General features: G+C 35.5%; 27 protein-coding genes and 1 pseudogene. 4 read left to right on the top strand and 24 right to left on the bottom strand.

Going from position 1 to position 20,430, the window contains the following annotated elements; genetic code table 11:
* The first annotated feature begins 107 nt into the window (after nucleotides 1-107).
* The 3 genes from hcp to H6F32_RS15595 all read left to right on the top strand — a co-directional run bounded on the left by hcp (nucleotide 108) and on the right by H6F32_RS15595 (nucleotide 3,245).
* Nucleotides 108-1,739 (top strand): hydroxylamine reductase, encoded by a 1,632-nt coding sequence (gene hcp, locus H6F32_RS15605; RefSeq protein ID WP_190370226.1) that lies wholly within the window; start codon nucleotides 108-110, stop codon nucleotides 1,737-1,739.
* A gap of 125 nt (nucleotides 1,740-1,864) precedes the next feature.
* Nucleotides 1,865-2,278, top strand: a complete 414-nt coding sequence (locus H6F32_RS15600) for a hypothetical protein (RefSeq protein WP_190370225.1) — start codon at nucleotides 1,865-1,867, stop codon at nucleotides 2,276-2,278.
* A gap of 52 nt (nucleotides 2,279-2,330) precedes the next feature.
* On the top strand, nucleotides 2,331-3,245 hold the full coding sequence (locus H6F32_RS15595; RefSeq protein ID WP_190370224.1) for a site-specific DNA-methyltransferase: 915 nt from the start codon (nucleotides 2,331-2,333) through the stop codon (nucleotides 3,243-3,245).
* A 99-nt stretch (nucleotides 3,246-3,344) separates the two neighbouring features.
* Here H6F32_RS15595 and phnE read toward each other — a convergent pair whose 3' ends face one another.
* The 20 genes from phnE to serS all read right to left on the bottom strand — a co-directional run bounded on the left by phnE (nucleotide 3,345) and on the right by serS (nucleotide 15,441).
* Nucleotides 3,345-4,139: a phosphonate ABC transporter, permease protein PhnE gene (gene phnE / locus H6F32_RS15590; protein ID WP_190370223.1), complete on the bottom strand. Its 795-nt coding sequence runs from the start codon at nucleotides 4,137-4,139 to the stop codon at nucleotides 3,345-3,347.
* Nucleotides 4,140-4,253: 114 nt separating this feature from the next.
* Nucleotides 4,254-5,051, bottom strand: a complete 798-nt coding sequence (locus tag H6F32_RS15585; protein WP_190370222.1) for an ATP-binding cassette domain-containing protein — start codon at nucleotides 5,049-5,051, stop codon at nucleotides 4,254-4,256.
* Nucleotides 5,052-5,148: 97 nt separating this feature from the next.
* Nucleotides 5,149-6,123 carry a phosphate/phosphite/phosphonate ABC transporter substrate-binding protein gene (locus H6F32_RS15580; RefSeq protein ID WP_190370221.1) on the bottom strand — a complete coding sequence of 325 codons (975 nt, stop codon included), beginning with the start codon at nucleotides 6,121-6,123 and terminating at the stop codon, nucleotides 5,149-5,151.
* A 214-nt stretch (nucleotides 6,124-6,337) separates the two neighbouring features.
* Nucleotides 6,338-6,853, bottom strand: a complete 516-nt coding sequence (locus tag H6F32_RS15575; protein ID WP_190370220.1) for a DUF177 domain-containing protein — start codon at nucleotides 6,851-6,853, stop codon at nucleotides 6,338-6,340.
* Between the two features lie 22 nt (nucleotides 6,854-6,875).
* The gene (locus tag H6F32_RS15570) at nucleotides 6,876-7,391 is read right to left on the bottom strand and encodes a R3H domain-containing nucleic acid-binding protein (RefSeq protein ID WP_190370219.1); all 516 of its coding nucleotides are present in this window, start codon (nucleotides 7,389-7,391) and stop codon (nucleotides 6,876-6,878) included.
* Nucleotides 7,392-7,393: 2 nt separating this feature from the next.
* Nucleotides 7,394-8,539: a membrane protein insertase YidC gene (gene yidC / locus H6F32_RS15565; protein ID WP_190370218.1), complete on the bottom strand. Its 1,146-nt coding sequence runs from the start codon at nucleotides 8,537-8,539 to the stop codon at nucleotides 7,394-7,396.
* A 393-nt stretch (nucleotides 8,540-8,932) separates the two neighbouring features.
* Nucleotides 8,933-9,319 carry a PH domain-containing protein gene (locus H6F32_RS15560; protein ID WP_190370217.1) on the bottom strand — a complete coding sequence of 129 codons (387 nt, stop codon included), beginning with the start codon at nucleotides 9,317-9,319 and terminating at the stop codon, nucleotides 8,933-8,935.
* Entirely contained in the window at nucleotides 9,306-9,707 is a 402-nt protein-coding gene (rnpA, locus tag H6F32_RS15555; protein ID WP_190370216.1) for a ribonuclease P protein component, read from the bottom strand. Before rnpA ends, H6F32_RS15560 begins: the two co-directional genes overlap by 14 nt.
* Nucleotides 9,708-9,739: 32 nt before the next feature.
* Entirely contained in the window at nucleotides 9,740-9,874 is a 135-nt protein-coding gene (rpmH, locus tag H6F32_RS15550) for a 50S ribosomal protein L34 (protein ID WP_190370215.1), read from the bottom strand.
* Between the two features lie 105 nt (nucleotides 9,875-9,979).
* Entirely contained in the window at nucleotides 9,980-10,177 is a 198-nt protein-coding gene (locus H6F32_RS15545; RefSeq protein WP_190370214.1) for a hypothetical protein, read from the bottom strand.
* Nucleotides 10,178-10,374: 197 nt separating this feature from the next.
* Entirely contained in the window at nucleotides 10,375-10,515 is a 141-nt protein-coding gene (locus H6F32_RS21115; RefSeq protein ID WP_313926655.1) for a hypothetical protein, read from the bottom strand.
* A 46-nt stretch (nucleotides 10,516-10,561) separates the two neighbouring features.
* On the bottom strand, nucleotides 10,562-10,795 hold the full coding sequence (locus tag H6F32_RS15535) for a hypothetical protein (protein ID WP_190370213.1): 234 nt from the start codon (nucleotides 10,793-10,795) through the stop codon (nucleotides 10,562-10,564).
* Between the two features lie 549 nt (nucleotides 10,796-11,344).
* Nucleotides 11,345-11,512 carry a hypothetical protein gene (locus H6F32_RS15530; RefSeq protein WP_168651017.1) on the bottom strand — a complete coding sequence of 56 codons (168 nt, stop codon included), beginning with the start codon at nucleotides 11,510-11,512 and terminating at the stop codon, nucleotides 11,345-11,347.
* Between the two features lie 53 nt (nucleotides 11,513-11,565).
* Nucleotides 11,566-11,973 (bottom strand): type II toxin-antitoxin system VapC family toxin, encoded by a 408-nt coding sequence (locus tag H6F32_RS15525; RefSeq protein WP_242031155.1) that lies wholly within the window; start codon nucleotides 11,971-11,973, stop codon nucleotides 11,566-11,568.
* A gap of 263 nt (nucleotides 11,974-12,236) precedes the next feature.
* Entirely contained in the window at nucleotides 12,237-12,458 is a 222-nt protein-coding gene (locus H6F32_RS15520; RefSeq protein ID WP_190370212.1) for a type II toxin-antitoxin system HicB family antitoxin, read from the bottom strand.
* 2 nt (nucleotides 12,459-12,460) lie between these two features.
* A complete protein-coding gene (locus H6F32_RS15515; protein ID WP_096572020.1) occupies nucleotides 12,461-12,688 on the bottom strand; it encodes a type II toxin-antitoxin system HicA family toxin in 228 nt (75 codons plus the stop codon).
* On the bottom strand, nucleotides 12,672-12,878 hold the full coding sequence (locus H6F32_RS15510) for a hypothetical protein (protein ID WP_190370211.1): 207 nt from the start codon (nucleotides 12,876-12,878) through the stop codon (nucleotides 12,672-12,674). Before H6F32_RS15510 ends, H6F32_RS15515 begins: the two co-directional genes overlap by 17 nt.
* Nucleotides 12,879-13,222: 344 nt before the next feature.
* Nucleotides 13,223-13,354, bottom strand: coding sequence for a hypothetical protein (locus H6F32_RS20950; RefSeq protein ID WP_277875074.1), 132 nt, complete (start codon nucleotides 13,352-13,354; stop codon nucleotides 13,223-13,225).
* Nucleotides 13,354-14,076 carry a hypothetical protein gene (locus tag H6F32_RS15505; RefSeq protein ID WP_190370210.1) on the bottom strand — a complete coding sequence of 241 codons (723 nt, stop codon included), beginning with the start codon at nucleotides 14,074-14,076 and terminating at the stop codon, nucleotides 13,354-13,356. The genes H6F32_RS20950 and H6F32_RS15505 overlap by 1 nt, the downstream gene beginning before the upstream one ends.
* A gap of 84 nt (nucleotides 14,077-14,160) precedes the next feature.
* The gene (serS, locus tag H6F32_RS15500) at nucleotides 14,161-15,441 is read right to left on the bottom strand and encodes a serine--tRNA ligase (RefSeq protein WP_190370209.1); all 1,281 of its coding nucleotides are present in this window, start codon (nucleotides 15,439-15,441) and stop codon (nucleotides 14,161-14,163) included.
* Nucleotides 15,442-15,898: 457 nt separating this feature from the next.
* Here serS and H6F32_RS15495 point away from each other — a divergent pair.
* Nucleotides 15,899-16,480: pseudogene (locus tag H6F32_RS15495) on the top strand (Uma2 family endonuclease).
* A gap of 27 nt (nucleotides 16,481-16,507) precedes the next feature.
* Here the strand turns inward: H6F32_RS15495 and H6F32_RS15490 are convergent.
* From H6F32_RS15490 to plsX, 4 genes are all read right to left on the bottom strand, one after another.
* On the bottom strand, nucleotides 16,508-17,077 hold the full coding sequence (locus tag H6F32_RS15490; protein ID WP_190370208.1) for a DUF3611 family protein: 570 nt from the start codon (nucleotides 17,075-17,077) through the stop codon (nucleotides 16,508-16,510).
* A 117-nt stretch (nucleotides 17,078-17,194) separates the two neighbouring features.
* On the bottom strand, nucleotides 17,195-18,085 hold the full coding sequence (gene fabD, locus H6F32_RS15485) for an ACP S-malonyltransferase (RefSeq protein ID WP_190370207.1): 891 nt from the start codon (nucleotides 18,083-18,085) through the stop codon (nucleotides 17,195-17,197).
* A 91-nt stretch (nucleotides 18,086-18,176) separates the two neighbouring features.
* Nucleotides 18,177-19,178, bottom strand: coding sequence for a beta-ketoacyl-ACP synthase III (locus tag H6F32_RS15480; protein WP_190370206.1), 1,002 nt, complete (start codon nucleotides 19,176-19,178; stop codon nucleotides 18,177-18,179).
* 183 nt (nucleotides 19,179-19,361) lie between these two features.
* Nucleotides 19,362-20,387 carry a phosphate acyltransferase PlsX gene (gene plsX / locus H6F32_RS15475; RefSeq protein WP_190370205.1) on the bottom strand — a complete coding sequence of 342 codons (1,026 nt, stop codon included), beginning with the start codon at nucleotides 20,385-20,387 and terminating at the stop codon, nucleotides 19,362-19,364.
* Nucleotides 20,388-20,430 lie beyond the last annotated feature (43 nt).

Genomic DNA, 20,430 nt, shown 5'->3' with positions numbered 1-20,430 from the left:
AAAAAAATTAATTTGTAATAAAACTTTACTAATACTCTTGACTTAAATCAAGGATCTTTAATTATCAGTAGCATATACTGAAAAAATCAAGACCGGAGGAATAAATTATGTTCTGTAACCAGTGTGAACAAACTACTCATGGAGATGTGTGTTATCAATGGGGCGCTTGTGGAAAAGGTCCTGAAGTTGATGCTTTACAAGATTTATTAGTACATTGTTTAAGGGGACTTTCTCAAGTTACATTACAAGCAAAATCTTTAGATATTACCACTCGTGAAGTAGATGAATTTACTTTAGAAATGCTATTTGCAACGTTAACCAATGTGAATTTTACAACGGTTGATTTTGTGAATTTTGTCAATCGGGCGATCTCTTTTCGTGAAAGTCTCAAGTTAAAAATCCAAGCATTAGGTAATAAAGTTAAAACTTCTACTATTAATACCTTTGAACCTGCTAATAATTTACAACATCAAATTAAACAAGGAAGAGATGTAGAATTAGCTTTCATCAGTCAATCTGAACAAAATGTAGATATTTTCTCTCTCAAACTTACGGTATTATATGGAATCAAAGGTTTAGCTGCTTATGCTTTTCATGCAGCAGAACTTAATCAACATGATGAAAATTTGTACATCTTTGTTCATCAAGTTTTAGCAAATTTAGATAACCAAGATCAAGACTTATCCTATTGGTTAAACCTAGCTTTAGAAGTTGGTAAATTTAACTTAAAAGCAATGGAATTGTTAGATGCAGGTAATATAGAAACCTTTGGAACTCCTACCCCAACACCTGTAATTTTAGGTTATACAATTGGTAAAGCCATCTTAGTTTCTGGACATGATTTACTAGCCTTAAAAGCGATTTTAGAACAAACTAAAAATACAGGAATTAAAGTCTATACTCATGGAGAATTATTACCTGGACATGGTTATCCTTTATTAAAACAATATCCCCATTTTTATGGACATTATGGCATAGCATGGCAACACCAAACCCATGATTTTGATCATTTTCCCGGTGCTATTATCATGACTACTAATTGTTTAGTACCACCCCATGAATCTTATCAAGATCGCCTTTTTACAATGGGTCCTGTAGGTTATCCAGGTTTACAACATTTACCGATGAATAATATTAGTTTAGCTATTAATAAAGCTTTGGAATTACCAGGTTTTACAGATGAACAAACTAAGGGAAATGTCACTACAGGTTTTGCTAGAAATGCAGTTTTAAATGTGGCTGATACTGTAGTTAATGCTGTGAAAAATGGTGATATTCGTCGCTTCTTTTTAGTGGGGGGTTGTGATGGTGCAAAACCTGGTAGAAACTACTATACTGATTTAGTAGATCAACTTCCTCAAGACTGTGTAGTATTAACTTTAGGTTGTGGTAAATTCCGCTTTTTCGATCACAATTTAGGCAATATTAATGGTATTCCTAGATTGTTAGATGTGGGACAATGTAATGATGCTTATTCTGCTATTCAAATTGCGGTAGCTTTAGCTAATGCTTTTGAAATTAATGTTAATCAATTGCCCTTATCTATGATATTATCTTGGTATGAACAAAAAGCGATCGCTGTTTTATTAACCTTACTTTATTTAGGGATTCAAAACATTCGTATTGGTCCAACCTTACCAGCTTTCCTATCAGCAAATGTGGTTAAAGTTCTCCAGGAAAATTATAATTTGCAGTTAATTACTACTCCAGAAAAAGATTTAGCTGCTATTTTGGGTTAATACATTAAGAAGTAAGAAGTCACGAAAGCGGGCAAAATGCCCGCTTGTACTATATAGCAGGATGTATACAGGTTATTTGGTGGGATTTTTTTTAATGTAGGCATCTACACATAGCGGATGTCATATTGCAGTTTTACAAGCAAAGGAAAGTCGGAAGCGGAGTAACAGCAGAGGTTTATGTTAAAGCAACAGCAGAAAACATTGAATCCAGTGGTAAATCGCCTAATATTACTTCTTATGCTCGTATTCGTACTGCGTATATTGAAGATCCTGACTACATTTTCATTATTCTTTCTTTAAAACACCATGTCTATTCTACTCGTAATCAAAGTACAGGTTTAATGGATGGTATTATGGAAGTTGTTGCATATAACGTTTATGACCTAAAATGGTTATCTGCTAAGGATATTAGCTATAAACCTGCACTTGAAACAGGACAAATTCAAGTTCGAGATATTCACTATGTCGACGTTGAAGAAAGAACTACATGGGAATTTTGCCAACTACTTGATCAAAAATATCTTCGGTCTGAACGTTGATCATTTAATGAATGGTTTAAATTAGCAAATAAATATGGATGGATAAAATCTCATGATTGAACAAAAGATAATTTTAGGAGATGCTATTATTAAAATGCAAGAAATAGCATCAGAAACAGTAGATTTAGTAATTGCCGATCCCCCCTATAATTTGGGAAAAGACTATGGCAATAATCACGATATCAAAGGTTTTGAGGAATATTTACAATTTTCCAGAGAGTGGACTAAAGAAGCCTATAGAATATTAAAACCTCATGGTACAATTTATGTATTTATGGGCTTTAGATTTATTTCCTATCTTTACGATATTTTAGATCGAGAATTAGGAATGTTTTTTAATAGTTGGATAGTGTGGCATTATACCCAAGGAATAGGCAAGAAAAAGGGATTTTCTCCCCGACATGATGATATTTTAATGTTTACTAAATCCAAATATTTTATCTTTAATTTAGATGATATCAGAGTACCACAAAAATATTATCGAGAACGTAATAACATGAGAGGATCAAATCCTGGGGATGTATGGGAATTTTCCCATGTTCACTATTGTCATGAAAATCGCCAAAATCATCCTACACAAAAACCAGAGGGTTTAATTGAAAGAATTGTCTTAGCTTCTAGTGATGAAAAATCTTTAGTTCTGGATCCGTTTTTAGGTAGTGGAACAACATTAAGAGTATGTCAACAATTAAATAGAAGTGCTATCGGTATTGAATTAAATCCTGATTATGTAAAAATGTGTTATGAGCGATTAGAAAAGGATTTTTCGGGGTTTGATAGTATTGATCCGAGAATGAAACGTATTCCTCTTGATTTGCGAAATGATATGATTAGAAATCAATACCTAGAAAATCATAAATCTTGGTTTTTACGTAATCATGATAACGCTATGCAGGATTTTCAAAAAACTGTAGAAACCATGTATCCTGAAAATTCCCAAACTTCCATACAAATAAATTTCTTATAAGTTCATCTAAATTCATCATAGAAACTTGCTATCTGTACTAAAAATTGCAAAATTACCCCGCTAGGAAGTCGGGGATTTGAATTAATACCTAATTAATACCTACATCTTCTCTAAATAACGCCTTAACTTGCTACTAAACCAATCAATAAACGTCACTACTACTAATAACACTAACATCATTGTTGTGGCTTTCGTATATTCAAATCCATCTATATAACTCTTTAATTGAAATCCTATTCCACCTGCTCCTACCACTCCTAAAACTGAAGCAGCGCGTATATTATATTCAAACATCCACAGGGTATAACCTAAACCTAACGGTAATATTTGTGGTAATATACCATACTGAGCAATTTGTATCTTTGATGCACCAATAACCTGTAAAGACTCTAAAGAACGATGATCTACAGATTCCATAGCTTGTTGATAAAATTTTGCAAGATAGCCAATGGTATATATGGATAACGCTAATGTACCCGCAGGTGCGCCTAAACCTGTCGCAGCAACAAAAATCAATCCTAAAATAATTGAGGGTACAGAACGCACAGCATTTTGTAACAAGTTTGCTATCCATCTTAACCATAATGGTGCTAAATTATTAGCACTAGCTACTGCAATTGGTAATGATAAAATTGCTCCTATGGATGTTCCCCATACAGACATTTGTACAGTTTCAATTAATGCTTTAACAGCAATATCCATCACTGTAAAATCAGGAGGAAATAACCGAGAAATAAAATCTGCAATGAAAGGTAAGCTATCTTTTATCAGTTTAAAGTCTACATTTAATCCTTGCAATGCCCAAATATAAACTCCGATCATGCTGATGGCAATAATTAAGGGAATAACCCAAGGATAACGATGGAAAATGGGCAAATTAGAAATGTTTTTCATGGTATGAAATTGTTTAATTAAGATGATTAATAATTAATTACTGGTTGATTATTTGTAAACTATTTGTAGGGGTTTAGCTCATGCTTTACCCCTACAAAATTACAAAATTTATGATTATGATAATTTATCTTGTAATTTATCTTGCAAATTTTCACATTTACCATCATAAATTACTTCACCTTTATCTAAAATTATGGCTCTTGTTCCATATTCCTGCGCTAATACTAAATCATGTAAAACGGTAATGATAGTTAAACCTTTTTGATGTAATTCTGCTAAAGTATTCATTACTTGTTGTGAGGATAATATATCTAATCCTGTGGTGGGTTCATCCGCTAAAAGTATTTGTGGAGACTGCATTAACGCACGAGCGATCGCTACTTTTTGTTGTTGTCCTCCGCTCAACTTACTAGTTTTTTGATATGCTTGTTTTTCTAATCCTAATTGTTTTAATAATTCTAAGGCCAATGTGCGATCGCGTTGAGGAAAACCCCATAAAGTTTGTCCTGTTTTTCTGATTCCTAATCTACCACATAATACATTATCAATAGCCGATAATTGTTTAATTAACCCTCCTCCCTGAAATAACATTCCCACATCCTGACGAATTTGTGCCAAATTGTGATTACTCACAGAAATACCATTAATATTAATTTCTCCCTTAACTAAGGGTACTAAACCAACTAGGGACTTTAAAAATGTTGACTTACCAGCACCATTCAAGCCCAATAATACTACAAATTCACCTTGATTAATGCGACAATTAATATTATTTAAGATAGGACGTTGTAGAGATGAAATATAATCTGATATCAGATGAGAACATTCAATAAAATTCACGATACTTTTAGAGAATTTATTAGATAAACTGGATAAATGAGAATTGGTATTTGCTACTTGATAAATATTCATGGCTCAACCGATAAATTTATTAGAGAATAACTAGACAAAATCGAATGTCCCCAACTTATTTTGTGATATCATGAGTTGAGGATCTGCAATAAATATTCTATGGTTCTATTCCCACATTTTTTAACGCTTCCCTAGTAGGTTTCAGATGACGATTATGATCAACTCTTACCAACTCTGTGGAATTGTATAAACTAGTTAGTAATTGATTATTTTCTGATTTATTCAACTTCAAGAAAGCATTAATTATTTTTTCTCGCATGACAACTGGTACATCATCATCAATAGCAATTCCATGTGCAGGAACACCAGAAATTTTATATAATACTCTTACCTTATCTCTATTTTCTGCTGGTAAATAAGGAGGAAATAGTGCGTATTCTGACACTACAGCCACATCCGCTTGACCTCTAACCACAGCATCTAATGCTTTACTATAATTACCACCATAACTAACTTTACCAAAGAAACTATCCACACGATCCTTATTAGGAACAAAACCCTGTTTTACCAACTCACTCACAGGAAAAATAAAGCCAGAACCAGAGGTAGGAGAAGTAAAAGCCATACTTTTTCCTCTTAATTGTTCTAAGGTTGCTTTAGCTGTATTCTTGCTTTTTAATGGACTATTATTAGGAACAACAAAAACAGAATTGTAAGTATATCTACCAGAATAATTTTTTCTCACTTCCGCTAAATATAATTTAGCATTTGCTAATTGTTCCGCTTTTAACGCTGGACGACTACTTAAAAACGCTACGTCTGCTCTATTTGCTCTTAATGCCTCCACTGCTGCTGTATCATCACCTACTTGCGCTTTTACAGGTATTCCCAACTCTTTTGATAAGAAAGCAGCCACATTATTAGCTTTAGTTTGTAAGTCTGTAGAGTCAGAACGACTAGGAAAAACTATAGTTAAAGTTTTAATATTTTGAGCAACTAAGCGTGGTACTGGTCGTTTTTCGGGAGAATTAGCAAATACGATGTTCATAGTTCCCAAACTGCTCAAAACCATTCCTGTTAAGGCTAAAACCCCTCCAGTAACACCCCATAACCCTTGTTTGCTCATTGCCATGTTTCACTCCAGTAAGAACCAGTAAGAATTATTATCAATATTTTTGCAAATTATTTGCAATTAATCCTAGTGAAAACTTTAGCCCTTTTAGGAATAAAAGTCAATAAGCAAACAAAAAAAATTTTAGGAGTCAGGAGTTAGCTTTTTATTATCAGCTGTTCGTGCAGCGTGGCGTAAACTATAAGCTGATAACTAAAAGCTGATAGATGACATATTACAGTAATTTCTTTTTCAACGCTTCTAAAGAAGCCCAACGACTATCTATAGGTTTTTCAAGCGTTTCCTGAGAACTATCATCAGCAATAGTATCTAAAATACCAGGACAATTGCGATCGCACAATTGACGTTGAGGTATTTCTAAACACATCTGTTCATACAACCATTCGGAGGGATAAAAATAACCATCAGGTGATAGAGTTTCTACTAAATCTTCCACTGGAACTTCCCGTTCCAACGGTAAATCATCTTGATCAGGATTTTCATCCAACCAAATCACTTCTTGAGTGTTGACACTTAAACGATGGTTATACTGTTTTAAACAACGATGGCAAATACAAGTAATAATTGTTTCTGCCTGACTGGCAATTTGTAAATAATTCCCCTGATGGCGAACTTGAATATGTCCGCGTACAGGGGTTAAAGTTTCCAAGCCAGGCAAAAACTCATCAACTTGAACTTCCTCGGTGCGCTCCGATGCTTTTGTTAGCTGCGGAATAAAAATAGCGTCCATTAGGATTCGTGAAATATCATCATTATGGTTCAAAAACTGGTTTAACTACTAAATGACGGTAAGGCTCTCTGCCACGGCTAAAGGTTTCTAAATCAGTAAAATCCTTTAACAGATTGTGAACCATTCTTCTTTCAGCAGCATTAAGAGATTTTATCTCTACCTCTCTCCCAGAAAAACGTACTTCTGCGGCAGCAGTTTCCGCTAAATTAATAATTTCCGCTTGTCGTCTGACACGATAACCATTTAATTCTACCGTGTACAATGTGAGATGCTCTTCTAATTGATTGAAGTTAAACACTGAATTAACTAGATATTGCATTCCATCCAGCACAGAAGCATCAGCACCAATTAACTTCCTAATTTGTTCAGGAGTTAAATTAGAGTCATCTATAGTTAACCAATAACCTTGGCTGACAGAAGTTTCATCATCTAAAGGGGAATTAGTGACTAATTCAGTGCGTACTGTAGTATTTACGCCCATGAATAGGAGTAAATCTTGTAACCATTGTTCAGCACTTTGTAGAGCAAGATCATTCATAATCAACTATTAGCCTTTTTCTTAGAACTTTTGGGTTCAAAAGGCAAAGCCTTTACATCTATAGTTTGTGCTGCTTTTTCCTGAGTTTCGACAATTTTCTGTATTTCCTCTGGTAGAGGTTCACGGGAAAGGATGTAAGTTTGGATAGTTTGGAAAATGTTACCAATTACCATATACATCAAGACTCCAGCAGGTAGGGGAAAAAACAGAAACATTCCTGAGAAAATCACAGGAGTAATTTTGTTAACTGTATCTTGTTGGGGATTACCACCACTGGAATTTTGCCCAGAAAGCATTTGACTAACGTATAAGCTAATCCCAAAGAAGACGATCATCGCTACTATATCCCAGTGAATTTTGCCATCGGGATCTATTGCGCCCACTCTGCCTAAAGCATCAATAAATAAGAATCCTTGATCTGCTGCTAATCCTGGAATAGTACCTTGAATTGTCACATCTCCAGGTTCTAAGGCTTCAATATTACCTTCAGCATCAATTTTAATGCGTTCTTGACCTTTAGTAACTGTCCATTGGGGAGTTAATTTACTTTCTGGGTGATCTGCTAAAAGTGTAGCAAATGATTTACCTTCAATGGTTTGATACTGAATCTTAGTTTTTTCTCCCACTGTTAATTTATTACCACTGGGAAGAATCGCTGTAATTTGCGTATGTTCGCCATCAGCAATATAGATATTTTGGGGAGGGGTAGCAAAGGCTTGAGGTTGAATTTGTTCAACTTGTGCCGCTGGAAAAATTTGTAAGTTGACGGAGTAATTAACTCCAGCAAAAGGCGAACCGCGCAATGTAGCAAATAAAGCCAGAAGTACGGGCATTTGTAGTAACAGAGGTAAGCAACCTGCTAAAGGGTTGCCAAACTCTCTTTGGACATTCATCATTTCTTCTTGCTGTTTTTGCGGATCGTCTTTATAGCGTTCTTTTACTTCTTGCATCCGCTTTTGCATAAGCGGTTGAACTACACGCATCCGTCGCATACTGCGAATAGAACCTGCACTCAAAGGGTAAAGTGCAAATCGGATGATTAAAGTTAAGGCGACTATTGCCAATCCATAGCTAGGAAAAACACCATAGAATAGGTCTATGATTGGCAACATGACGTTATTCGAGAGAAACCCGATACCAAAATCCATTATTCTAAATTCAACCTAGTTAATTTGACATTGTTATCTAATTTCTAATAGATGATATCCAAGGGACATCTTTTGTAGAACTTAGCATAATTTGAGTGCGGGGTGCGGAGTGCAGGATGCAGGATGCGCGGAGAAAATTCTTGATTCTAACTCAGTGACTCCTAGTCCGGGTTTAGCCTTGCTGACACGCCTGCTTGGAAATGAATTTCCAGGCTAATAGCCAAAGTTCACTAAAGTAAACTAAGGATTTGGATAATTCTTAGTCATCTTTAGACAACTTTTGCTAGGAGACACAGGAATTCATTCCCAGTCGGGCTATGGGTTTTACATTAAGTTGACACTTATGTTGCATAGCTGCTAAACCCATACTAACTCCTGACTCCTGATTGCTGTTTATTTCCCACTGCTATATTCGGGATTTTTAGCCATTACCCTTTCATTAATGTAGTCATACATTTCTCTAAATTTGGGAATTGCCCGCATTTCTAAGCGACTGCCATTTTTCAAAGTAATTACCATATCCCCCCATAGGCCAATACCACGAGGTACTGTGATGATTTTGACGATCTCTGAATAAATGACATCCGAGCGATCGCGCCCCATCCATCCTCCAGTGACACAAATTCGTCTATCTGTAATCCGAAACCGTAACCATAATGCCCTAACAATTGCACCTATAGCTAATGGTATTCCCACTACTGTCAGTCCAATCAGTAAGTTTAAAATCAAGTCTCCGATGTGGGGACCACCTTCATAATAAACTTCTTCACGAATGCCCATGTAACACCTCAGTTTTTACCAATAACTGCTCTAATTCTTGCAGAAATTTTTGGCTTCCGCACTGAGATTCTGCTGTTTTTGGTTTGACTACTAATACTATTCGCCATCCTGGGGCTATTTTTGGCAGTAGGCGATGTAATGCTGCCGTAATTTGCCTTTTAATTTTGTTGCGAATTACTGCTCTTTTACTCACTTTGGTACTTATAGATATACCAAATTTTGTGGGAGTAAGGGCGGTGGCAAGGACAGTATCCAAAGAAGGATTTTGAGAAATCACTGGTTTTAAAGCCCTCATCGTAAAATGAGAACTATGTCGCCGTATTCCTTCCCGGAAAACTGCCTGAAAATCCTGACGGGATTTGAGACGATATGCTTTGGGCAAAGCCACTTTTATTATTATCTGGGTTTAGGTAAACTTAACTAAACACTGAGACGATGACGGCCTTTCTTTCTTCTGGCTGTAATTACGTTTCTGCCATCTGGTGTCCGCATTCTAGCGCGAAATCCAGATGTTCTTTTTCTCTTACGGCAAGTGCCTCCTAATGTTCTTTGCATATCCTTCTCCTTTTACCGGATTTTCATAAAAAGTCACAATCTGACATTATACCACTTTTGAGGTGATAATAACAGATTTCTGGCTAGGGGTTTAGTATTGGTAAGCTATAATAATTTTTTCTCAAGTGCTATCATACATAATGCTATGCGAGTATTAATTTGTTTATTACTAGCTTCATCAAGACCTAATTTTACTTTAAAATGCTGGATATGATTTTGTACAACTCTAAGTGATATGTGAAAATGTTCATAAATGGCTTGATCTGTTAAATATTCATCACATAACAGCTTGAAAATTTGCAACTCTTTCTCATTCAGGTTTAATTCTTGACGTAAATGTTTTATTAATATTCATCTACATTTTCACAAAATTGCGCTAATTCTAATATTCTAGAATATCAATGGTATCGAGAAGATATTGCATTTAAAACTCCTCTATTTCATCAATAGGAAGTTGATCTCTAGTCATCAGAAAATTGATCTAAACTATCAATTACAGTTTACCAAGGATTATCTTTACTAATAAGAATAATGGCATTACCAATTTTTTTGATATAAACTTCTGTACCCGTCATTTTAAAATCTGGTGGTAATATTACCGTCTGCTGAGTACCATCACTGGTAAGTTTAGCTGTATTCATAATTATTGCCTCTAATTGATGTTAGTTGCTTATGGTTTAATTGTAGCTAAAAATTGTCATAATCAGGATATCCAGGATTTGAGGATGTACAGGATGGACTAACAATATCACCCAATGTTTTACCTTTACCAGCAATAGAAGCAGGAGGAGTACGGTGTTTTTTTGATGGTAAGTTTTCTTGTAGTATGGTGATAATCACACGAGCAGAATTGACTTGAGGTTGTTCTGATAACCATGTTAATTGCCCATTTTCATAAATTGCTTCGTAACTTTTGAGCATAGTAATTTGATGATGAATGATGGTTATATTTTATTATAGTTTAAACAATTGTATTTTGTCAGAATCAGGATGTCCAGGATTTAAGAATGTACAGGATGTTTTTTTTAATATTTATCTATATTTTCACAAAATTGCACTAATTTTAATATTCTGTTAATATCAAAATCAAATATTATCCTGTTAATCCTTTAATCCTGGTTATCCTGATTCTGACAGTTAAATTTTAATAGAAAACGGTGCGTTACATTTCATTAACGCACCCTACGAGATAAGCGATCGCACTTGATATCCCATCCAGCAATTTGTATAATTAACATACATTAACGTAGGGTGCGTTAGCTTTATTCGTAACGCACCGATTAAATATTAATAAAAGATGGTGCGTTACATTTCATTAACGCACCCTACGATATGAGCTGTGAATATCAATATCAAATATTATTCTGTTAATCCTTTAATCCTGGTTATCCTGATTCAGATAGTGCAATATTTTATAAAAATAATAAAAAATGGTGCATTAAATAAAATTGATTAACGCACCCTAAAAAATCAGCGTGATTTTACCACTGTCTTCAAGGGAAGAGAAATAATTTTTCTGCCACTTGTTGCTTGTTTTTTTCTTAAATCAGCACAAATAGCTGCTAAATCATAATTAAATGACTTAGCTTGTTCATCTCTGATTTTCCGAATTTCTGCCAAAACTTCATCATTCAACATAAATTATTCTCCTAACATTTCATAAGGTGTACATATTGTTGGTAGTTCATATCCTAAACTATCAGCAATTTGTGAGAGTTTTTTCTGAATATAGGGGTTAGCAATGTTAACAGATAATCTAAACCATAGACTGTAGCTGTAGCAATATGAACAGTATCATAAGCAGCAGTGGGTGGTAAATTACTTTGTTTTTGAAATTCCTGTGCTAAGTTTTCGACTGGTTCTGTGATATCAAGTAGAGGAAAGTTATTTAAAACTTCTATTCTTTTATTCACCATTTCCGGATCACCTTTTGCTGCTTCTTGCAATACCAGTTGAGAAATGTAAATAGTAAAAGAATTTCTCTGAGTATCCCACCAATCTCTTGTTATTTCCGCATTAGCAGCAACAATTAGATTTTTACTAGGTCTTGCTGTTAAATAACCAATAATACTTGTTTCTATGTATATTGTTTTGGTCATATTATTAAAGTGTGATTACTTTGCTAAATTTACTATACAGTATCCTGTTAATCTTTTTTTGTCTGAATCAGGTGGTTATCGAGCGACTTGTACTGAGCTTGCCCAAGTAAGTCGAGATAATGTCCAGGATTTGAGGATGTACAGGATGTTTTTTATATTCATCTACATTTTCAGAAATTGCACTAATTCCAATATTCTGTGAATATCAAAATCAAATATAATCCTGTTAATCCTTTAATCGGTCGAAATCCTGATTCTAAAATTTATACGCTACTTAGAGCTTTCACTTTTGCAATAGCACGTTCAACATCTGGTAATTTTTGACCATATTTTTCGGCAGTTTCTAACCATAAGTTTCTGACAATTATCAATTCTTGTAATGTTTCTTCTAAAGTTTCACCCTGTGCTAAACATCCTTTTAATGCTGGAATTTCTGCTACAAAACCGCCTTCTTCACAAGGATAAACAACTATGGGATAATTCATGATTATGATCCTTCTATTAATTCTAATACTCGTTTAACATAAACTGATTTTACCCGATTATTATGTACGGGAATTACTAAAATTATATCATCTTTGATAAAGATATGATGACTACCTGTAATTCTATCTAATACAAAATTATCTAATTCTAACAGTTTACGAATATCACTAAATTTGGCATTATTGGGACTATTTGTTAATTTCTCAATTAATTTATCTTTTTTGACCATTTTCTGCTTCCAGCACTTTTAACATTATATTTGCAGCTTCAAAAGCATCATAACGAGAGGAGACAGGATAAGACATTCCTGGTTTAATTAATTCCGATTCTTCTTGTACTAATTGAGAGGCTAAATATTGGATAATTTGTAATTTTTCAGCCCGACTTAATTTATTTAAAAATGGCATTAATTCTAGCATGGTTTGATGATTGCTATAGTTAGTAGTTGATATTATATCATTTTATCAATGTAATGGGAATTTGTCTGAATCAAGATATCCAGGATTTGAGGATGTACAGGATGGTTTTTTAATATTCATCTATATTTTCAGATTTAATAAAAAACGGTGCGTTACATTTCATTAACGCACTCTACAAGATGAGCTATGATCATAAAAGTAGGGTGTGTTAGCGAAGCGTAACGCACCGATGAAATATCAATAAAAGACGGTGAATTACTAAGATTTAACTATCAATAAAAATGGTGCATTACCGACATTTAACTATCAATAAAAAACGGTGCGTTACATTTCATTAACGCACCCTACGAGATGAGCGATCGCACTTGATATCCCATCCAGCGATTTGTATGATTAACCCACATTAACGTAGGGTGTGTTAGCGAAGCGTAACGCACCGATGAAATATCAATAAAAGACGGTGCGTTACATTTCATTAACTTTCTTCCAAGAACGAGTCAAGAGCTATTTGTCTCCATTCTTCAAGCCGAATTTCGTTTTCAACTAGGTATTTTGTCAGCGATGTATGAGACGCTTTCAACATTTTCCTTGCAATTTCTCTAATAAAATTAAATTTTTCATCTAAATAACTTGTAGACACAACTAATGAATCAAAAAAGGGACGTTTCAATTCAGAGGAAAGCATATTTCTATTCTGGATAATGTAAGCAGATGTATAAGTTCCTCCATGGTGAACTAAGAGATTACGATCTTTAAGTAAATTTTCATAAATCCTCATCTCATCTTTAGAAAAAGGTGAAATCATAAGTAATGCGCTATAAAGAGAGTTAATTTTCTGTGCTGTGCCAAAATCATATTTCTCAGTAACAATAAAACCAATATTGTAAGGAAGATTAGTACCCAAATCAAGTATTTTAATTGGATCAATACTAATATCTTGATTATTTTTTGATAAATTACTCAGAAGTGATGGTTCTATATTAATCATTGAAGCAAAATGGTCTTTGCAAAACGCTTCAAAGTAAGAAATAAGACCAACAAGGCATAACTCATTTAAAAGATGACCACTTAATTTATCTGACTGTTTTAAATAAATTTCCTCTAGCCCATTAAGGGTATATCCCAAGAAAAAAGGGCCTGTTGGGACTCCGCCAGAAAATAACTCTAGCCAATCAAGTGATTTTTGTTCTGAATACATAAATAAGAAAAAGATAGATAACCTGAGATGTATTAAAACCCATGTAGAGACGCACCCCAAAAACGCCTCTACAAAACCCCTAAACTACAACACCACCCTACCCAAATAAACCTGCAAAACCTCCGGTACTTTAATCGTCCCATCAGCTTGCTGATAATTCTCCAAAATGGCCGCCATAGTCCTACCCACAGCTAAACCAGAACCATTTAAAGTATGTACAAACTGCGTCCCTTTCTTCCCCGCTTCCTTAAACCGAATATCCGCCCTTCTGGCTTGAAAATCCACACAATTAGAACAACTAGAAATCTCTCGATACTTCCCAGAAGATGGCAACCATACCTCTAAATCATAAGTTTTTGTGGACGAAAACCCTAAATCTCCAGTACATAAATTAATCACTCGATAAGGCAATTTTAAAGCCTGTAAAATCCCCTCAGCACTTGCTAATAACTTCTCTAATTCCTCAAAGGAATCTTCCGGTTTTACTAACTTCACCAACTCCACTTTATTGAATTGATGCAACCGAATTAAACCCCGCATATCCCGTCCATAACTTCCCGCTTCTCGCCGAAAACAAGGAGTATAAGCACAGTGATAAATCGGTAATTCTTCCGCGCTTAAAATTTCCCCCCGATAAAAATTTGTAACGGGAACTTCCGCAGTAGGAATTAACCATAAATCATCATCTGCACATTTAAAACTTTCTTCCGCAAACTTTGGTAATTGTCCAGTTCCTGTTAAAGAATCTGTATTAACTAACAACGGTGGACTCACTTCAATATACCCATTCTCAATATGTTGAGACAGCATAAATTGAATTAACGCTCTTTCTAAAGCCGCACCCGCACCGATAAGACTGACAAACCGACTTTGGGCAATTTTTACCGCTCTTTCAAAGTTCAAAATACCCAATTTTTCACCGATTTCCCAATGTGGTAAAATATCGGCATTTGTGGGTTTATATTCATCTCCCCATGTTCTCACTTCTTGGTTATCGTCTTCACTTTTACCAAGGGGTGTAAAATCACTGGGTAAATTCGGAAGCGCTAACAGTAATTCGTGAATTTGGGTTTTTAACTCTTTTTCCTGGGGTTCTAAGTCACTTAATGTGGTCTTAATGGCGTTTCCTTCGTCCTTTAAGGCTTGTATTTCTGGATTTTGAGGATCAACTCCAGATTTTACTTTTTGACCCACTAATTTGCCAATTTCGTTGCTGCGGGCTTGTAGTTGACTGCGTTTACCTTCTAATTCCCGTTGTTGTTGGCTTAAATCTAATATAGGTTGAATGTCGTATTTACCGTTACGGCTGTTTAATTTCTCTTGTACGAGTTGGGGGTTTTCTCTAATTTGTTTAATATCCAGCATTTGTTAGTTTTGGTAAGTTTTTGTACATTGATGATAGGGCTTTAGCAATGCTAAAACCTGCTAAACCATAAAATTGTAGGTTGGGTTAAGCGTCACTGCAACCTCAAAAAGTCCTCCAGGGGTTAAATTGATAAAATGTTGGGTTTTGTTTCTTCAGTCAATGTTACCTCAAACCAATGCTATGTTAGGAATTGAGGACTTACGCAAGTGTCACACCAAAAAATCTTGCTAAAAATTGTTACAATGATGGGCTGGGTAAAACGCAGTGAAACCCAACAAAAATAATATAGCCATTTCCATACAAGCAATACAAGTAAGTTACAAACTGTAGTAATTAAACGCAGATACACGCAGATAATTTTGTACTTCATTAAACGAGGAAACGCTATAATTTAATAGAATATGGGTTTTCTCTCTCAAGTCAATTTCCGTAACTTTAAGGAGATTATCAGCAATGATGACATCTGAAGCGGTTGTTTTAAATATCAAAAATGTAGGTTTAAATGATGATCAATTTTATCAGCTATGTCAAATTAACGAAGATTGGAAACTTGAACAAACTGCTAAAGGGGAATTAATAATTATGCCTCCAGTTGGTGCAATTAGTGTTAATAGAGAATCAGATTTTAATGGTTATGTTTGGTTATGGAATCTTCAAAATAAACTCGGAAAAGTATTTAGTTCTTCCACTGTTTTTATTCTACCTCATGGTGGTAAACGTTCTCCTGATGTGGCTTGGATAGCTAATGAACGCTGGGAATCTTTAAGTGTTGAAGAACAGTAAAGGTTTCCTAAAATTTGTCCTGATTTTGTGATAGAATTGCGATCGCGCACTGATTCTTTGAGTCAATTACAGGAGAAAGTGGGGGAATATATTCATAGTGGTTTACGTTTAGGTTGGTTAATTGATCTTCAAAATCAACAAGTAGAAATTTATCGTCAAAATCAATCTGTAGAAATAGTATTATTACCAAAAATTTTATCTGGAGAAAATGTTTTACCTGGATTTATTTTAGAACTACCTATTTTCAAAGATTAGAATATTCCAATCACCGTCAATTTTCAATTACTTAGTAATACGGTTAATTAACCATAAGGACGCTAATAGACCTGTAAAATGAGCTAGAATTGTGTTGAGATTAGACTGGACGACAAACATATCTAAACCGCTAATGAAGGGTTGGTTATTTTGTGGAGCAAAGAAAAACTGTGTTTGTGTAATTGCTCTCGATGTTAACACTCCCACTATTGCTAATGATCCTAATAGTGTAGCCAAAACTCCGCCTAAATTTACCCATAATCCTAAACGCAATACTTGTACTGTCTCGCTTCTACGAGGACGATTATTAGGGTTACTAGATTCTAATTCTAAACCAACTCTAGTATATCTAAAAGCTATGTATATACCTATTCCTAACATAATTAATCCACAGATAGCTAGAAATACACCAAAAGCTGTACCGGGGTTACTTCCTGCGCTATTGGGTTTTTGACTGGATATACTAAATGTCAGTAATATGACGCTGGAAACTACTCCTAATACTAACTGCGTCCAAAAACTAATCCAACCGATAAGGCGAAATTTTTGGGCGATCGCTCTAATATTAGATGATGGGGTTTCTGAACTTTGTGACATAGCAATTAAAAATGGGTAATGGGTAATGGGTGATAGGTAACACTTTACTGGTAAACTAATGTAAACTCATTTAGTTATTATCTTACAAGAAAGAAATCACCAATCACCAATCACCCGTTAGCTACTGTAATTCTCTAGTTCTGGCAAATTACGAATATTTACTAATATTAGTCCTTCTACAGTACGTTTAACTAATCCTGTTAATACGTTACCAGGTCCAATTTCTATCACTTTTCCAATTCCATTTTCTGGTAGTTGTAAAGCAATTTCTCGCCAGCGTACTGAACCTGTCATTTGTTGACTAAGGCGTGCTTTTAAAATATCTGCATCTATTTCAGGATTTGGATCTACATTAGATAAAACTGGACAAACCGCAGTTTTAAAAGTTGCTGTATCCAGAACTTCCTGGAATTGTGTGGCCGCAGCATTCATCAATGGGGAATGAAAAGCCCCAGAAACTTTTAATGGCAGGGCACGTTTAGCTTTAACTTGAGACATGACAGTTTTTACTGCCTCTGGTGTTCCCGAAATGACAACTTGTGCAGGACTATTATCATTAGCTAGAACTACATTAGGTGTATCTTTAATTACTTGCGCTAATTGTGCTTGATCAAAGTTCAATAGGGCGGCCATTAAGCCTCCAGATGTATTATCCATGATTTCAGCACGTTGTTTAATTAAGTGTAAACCCGTAGCCCAATCAAAAACGCCAGCAGTGTATAATGCAGTATATTCACCTAAACTATGACCGGCAACTAGATCTGGCCGATGTCCTTTTTCTAGCAATAAGTCGGACAAAATACTTTCAATTACGTATAAACATGGTTGTGTGTATAATGTGCGTGATAGTGTATCTATATTACTTTGACAGATATCTATGACAGACCAACCTAAAATTTCTTCAGCTTGAGAGAACTTTGCTTTAGCACAGGGCACTTCTAATAATTCCATTCCCATGTTCAAGGCTTGTGAACCTTGCCCGGGGAATACCCATACAGTTTTTGTCATTTCTTGGTTATTTTACAAAGATTGGTAATTGGTATGACTCGTAACTTCTAGGGTTTAGCATTGCTAAACCCCTACTGACGGCTGACTAATTTTATCGCCCCCATTTAAAGATAGCTGCACCCCAGCTAAGTCCAGCGCCAAAACCAGAGATAGCTATTATATCATCACACTGGATTTTTCCCTGTCTCACGGCTTCATCTAGTGCTAGGGGTATGGATGCAGCAGAGGTATTACCATAATTAGCTACGTTACTAATTACCTTATGCTGAGGAATTTCTAAACGTTCGGCTACAGCATTAATTATTCTTTGATTGGCTTGGTGTAAGATTAACCAATCTATATCTTCAGCTTGAAGATGGGCTGTAAATAGAGTTTTATCAATAACTTCAGGGACTTTCTGCACAGCAAAACGGTAAACTTCTCTACCATTCATGGTAATGGGGTGAAATTTTCCCTGGGTTACTTGAATTTCTGATGAGTTTAATTCCTGGGTTGTACCTTTGTAGTTTAGGTTCAGGTATTGATTTTGTGTACCGTCACTCTTTAAAGTGAATCCTAACAGGCGATCGCTCTTATTTGCCTGTATCACTACTGCTCCAGCCCCATCACCAAATAACACACAACTGCCTCTATCTTCCCAATCTACCCAGCGAGAGAGGATATCCGCCCCAATTAAGAGTACATTCTCATAGACTCCCGTTTTAATGTATTGTGCAGCAGTGACTAAACCAAACACAAATCCTGAGCAAGCGGCTGTTAGATCAAATGCTACGGCTTTAATTGCACCTAATTCATTTTGTACCCGACAAGCTGTACCAAATAAATCATCTGGTGTGGACGTAGCTAGTAATATTAAATTAATATCTGCTGCGGTAATACCTGCTGCGGCTAAGGCTTGTTGACTAGCGGCTGTAGCCAGGGATGTTAATGATTCTGGTGCTAAGGCTATTTTACGTTCTTTGATGCCAGTTCTCGTAGTAATCCATTCATCAGATGTGTCTACTATCTGAGTTAAATTTTCGTTGGTTAAACAAGTCTGGGGTACTGCTGAACCACTGCCTGTAATGGCAATACCATTAAATAAATTTTGCACTCTTTAATCTCTCCAAGGATCAATTGTCATTTGTCATTTGTCAGTTGTCAATTGTCATTTATTGAGAAAATATGTATAATAGTTAACAAACTTATCATAAATTATCAACATTTTTATAAATGTTTCCTGATTTGGCTTGTTTCCTGTTATTCAGACTCATGACAAATGACAAATTGTTGAAGACTAACTACTTTCATTTTGCAGGATATTAGATTGGGATTGGAGTCTTGCCAATACCTGATTATCTACCGCTTCTTTGGCCATACGAATAGCGCTAAAAATAGAAGGTGCTTGAGAACTACCATGGCCAATAAAACATATTCCCCCCACACCTAACAACAATGCGCCACCATGTTCTGCATGATCCATACGTTGTTTAATGCGCTTTAGGTTAGGTTTTAATAGTGCTGTACCTATTTGTCCCCTAATACCTTGGGGTAGTTCTTCCCTTAGAATTTGCAAAATTACAGAACCGAGAGATTCAGCAAATTTTAATAATACATTACCCACAAAACCATCACAGACAATCACATCAAAGTCACCGGAGAGAACATCACGCCCTTCAGCGTTCCCGGCAAAATTAATCTGAGCATTTTCTCTTAAAAGTTCATGGGCGCGCAGGGCTAAATCATTACCTTTAGTGTCTTCTTCGCCGATATTTAATAATCCTACCTTGGGTGATTCTGTTCCCAAAACATACTGACTATAAATCGAACCCATGACAGCAAATTGTTCGAGAAATTTAGGCCGACAGTCTACATTCGCGCCTACATCCAGGATCATTACAGGCTTACCTGCAATAATAGTAGGAAATACTGTACCTATGGCTGGCCTGTCTATTCCCCGTAATCTTCCTAAACGCAACAAAGCTGATGCCATAGCTGCCCCAGAGTGGCCAGCAGAAAATACGGCATCTGCTTGTTTATTTTTAACTAAGTCCATCGCTACATTGATGGAAGCCTTTCTTTTCCGCCTCACGGCATTTAAAGGTTCTTCATCCATAGCGATTACTTCTTCTGCTGGAACTATTTCCACCCCTTTCAGATTCGTTTTTGAGGGCATCACTGCTTCTATTTGTTGAGGATTACCCACCAACAAAATACTTACGTCTAATTCTTCTTTAGCTCGCAGTGCGCCAGCTACTATTTCTTGGGGGGCAAAATCTCCTCCCATCGCGTCAATTGCGATCCTTACACCAGTTGATCCCATTGCTCAGAGCTTATAGAAACCTTACAAATTGTATCAGATATTC

The sequence above is a fragment of the Anabaena sp. FACHB-1237 genome, assembly GCF_014696225.1.
Lineage (GTDB): Bacteria > Cyanobacteriota > Cyanobacteriia > Cyanobacteriales > Nostocaceae > FACHB-1237.
The sequence above is the reverse complement of the archived record's forward strand: the minus strand, read 5'-3'. Positions and strand labels throughout refer to the sequence as shown.

Bases quoted from the DNA above. Each gene is read 5' to 3' on its own strand.
- plsX (WP_190370205.1), bottom strand. From the start codon at position 20,387: ATGGGATCAACTGGTGTAAGGATCGCAATTGACGCGATGGGAGGAGAT.
- H6F32_RS15530 (WP_168651017.1), bottom strand. From the start codon at position 11,512: ATGTTGAATGATGAAGTTTTGGCAGAAATTCGGAAAATCAGAGATGAA.
- H6F32_RS21115 (WP_313926655.1), bottom strand. From the start codon at position 10,515: ATGAATACAGCTAAACTTACCAGTGATGGTACTCAGCAGACGGTAATA.
- H6F32_RS15490 (WP_190370208.1), bottom strand. From the start codon at position 17,077: ATGTCACAAAGTTCAGAAACCCCATCATCTAATATTAGAGCGATCGCC.
- H6F32_RS15570 (WP_190370219.1), bottom strand. From the start codon at position 7,391: ATGAATGATCTTGCTCTACAAAGTGCTGAACAATGGTTACAAGATTTA.
- H6F32_RS15510 (WP_190370211.1), bottom strand. From the start codon at position 12,878: ATGCTAGAATTAATGCCATTTTTAAATAAATTAAGTCGGGCTGAAAAA.
- H6F32_RS15580 (WP_190370221.1), bottom strand. From the start codon at position 6,123: ATGGCAATGAGCAAACAAGGGTTATGGGGTGTTACTGGAGGGGTTTTA.
- H6F32_RS15560 (WP_190370217.1), bottom strand. From the start codon at position 9,319: ATGGGCATTCGTGAAGAAGTTTATTATGAAGGTGGTCCCCACATCGGA.
- H6F32_RS15535 (WP_190370213.1), bottom strand. From the start codon at position 10,795: ATGCTCAAAAGTTACGAAGCAATTTATGAAAATGGGCAATTAACATGG.
- H6F32_RS15525 (WP_242031155.1), bottom strand. From the start codon at position 11,973: ATGACCAAAACAATATACATAGAAACAAGTATTATTGGTTATTTAACA.
- H6F32_RS15515 (WP_096572020.1), bottom strand. From the start codon at position 12,688: ATGGTCAAAAAAGATAAATTAATTGAGAAATTAACAAATAGTCCCAAT.
- yidC (WP_190370218.1), bottom strand. From the start codon at position 8,539: ATGGATTTTGGTATCGGGTTTCTCTCGAATAACGTCATGTTGCCAATC.
- H6F32_RS20950 (WP_277875074.1), bottom strand. From the start codon at position 13,354: ATGAAATGTAACGCACCGTCTTTTATTGATATTTCATCGGTGCGTTAC.
- H6F32_RS15575 (WP_190370220.1), bottom strand. From the start codon at position 6,853: ATGGACGCTATTTTTATTCCGCAGCTAACAAAAGCATCGGAGCGCACC.
- fabD (WP_190370207.1), bottom strand. From the start codon at position 18,085: ATGACAAAAACTGTATGGGTATTCCCCGGGCAAGGTTCACAAGCCTTG.
- H6F32_RS15505 (WP_190370210.1), bottom strand. From the start codon at position 14,076: ATGTATTCAGAACAAAAATCACTTGATTGGCTAGAGTTATTTTCTGGC.
- H6F32_RS15595 (WP_190370224.1), top strand. From the start codon at position 2,331: ATGATTGAACAAAAGATAATTTTAGGAGATGCTATTATTAAAATGCAA.
- rpmH (WP_190370215.1), bottom strand. From the start codon at position 9,874: ATGCAAAGAACATTAGGAGGCACTTGCCGTAAGAGAAAAAGAACATCT.
- H6F32_RS15585 (WP_190370222.1), bottom strand. From the start codon at position 5,051: ATGAATATTTATCAAGTAGCAAATACCAATTCTCATTTATCCAGTTTA.
- phnE (WP_190370223.1), bottom strand. From the start codon at position 4,139: ATGAAAAACATTTCTAATTTGCCCATTTTCCATCGTTATCCTTGGGTT.
- serS (WP_190370209.1), bottom strand. From the start codon at position 15,441: ATGCTGGATATTAAACAAATTAGAGAAAACCCCCAACTCGTACAAGAG.
- H6F32_RS15520 (WP_190370212.1), bottom strand. From the start codon at position 12,458: ATGAATTATCCCATAGTTGTTTATCCTTGTGAAGAAGGCGGTTTTGTA.
- hcp (WP_190370226.1), top strand. From the start codon at position 108: ATGTTCTGTAACCAGTGTGAACAAACTACTCATGGAGATGTGTGTTAT.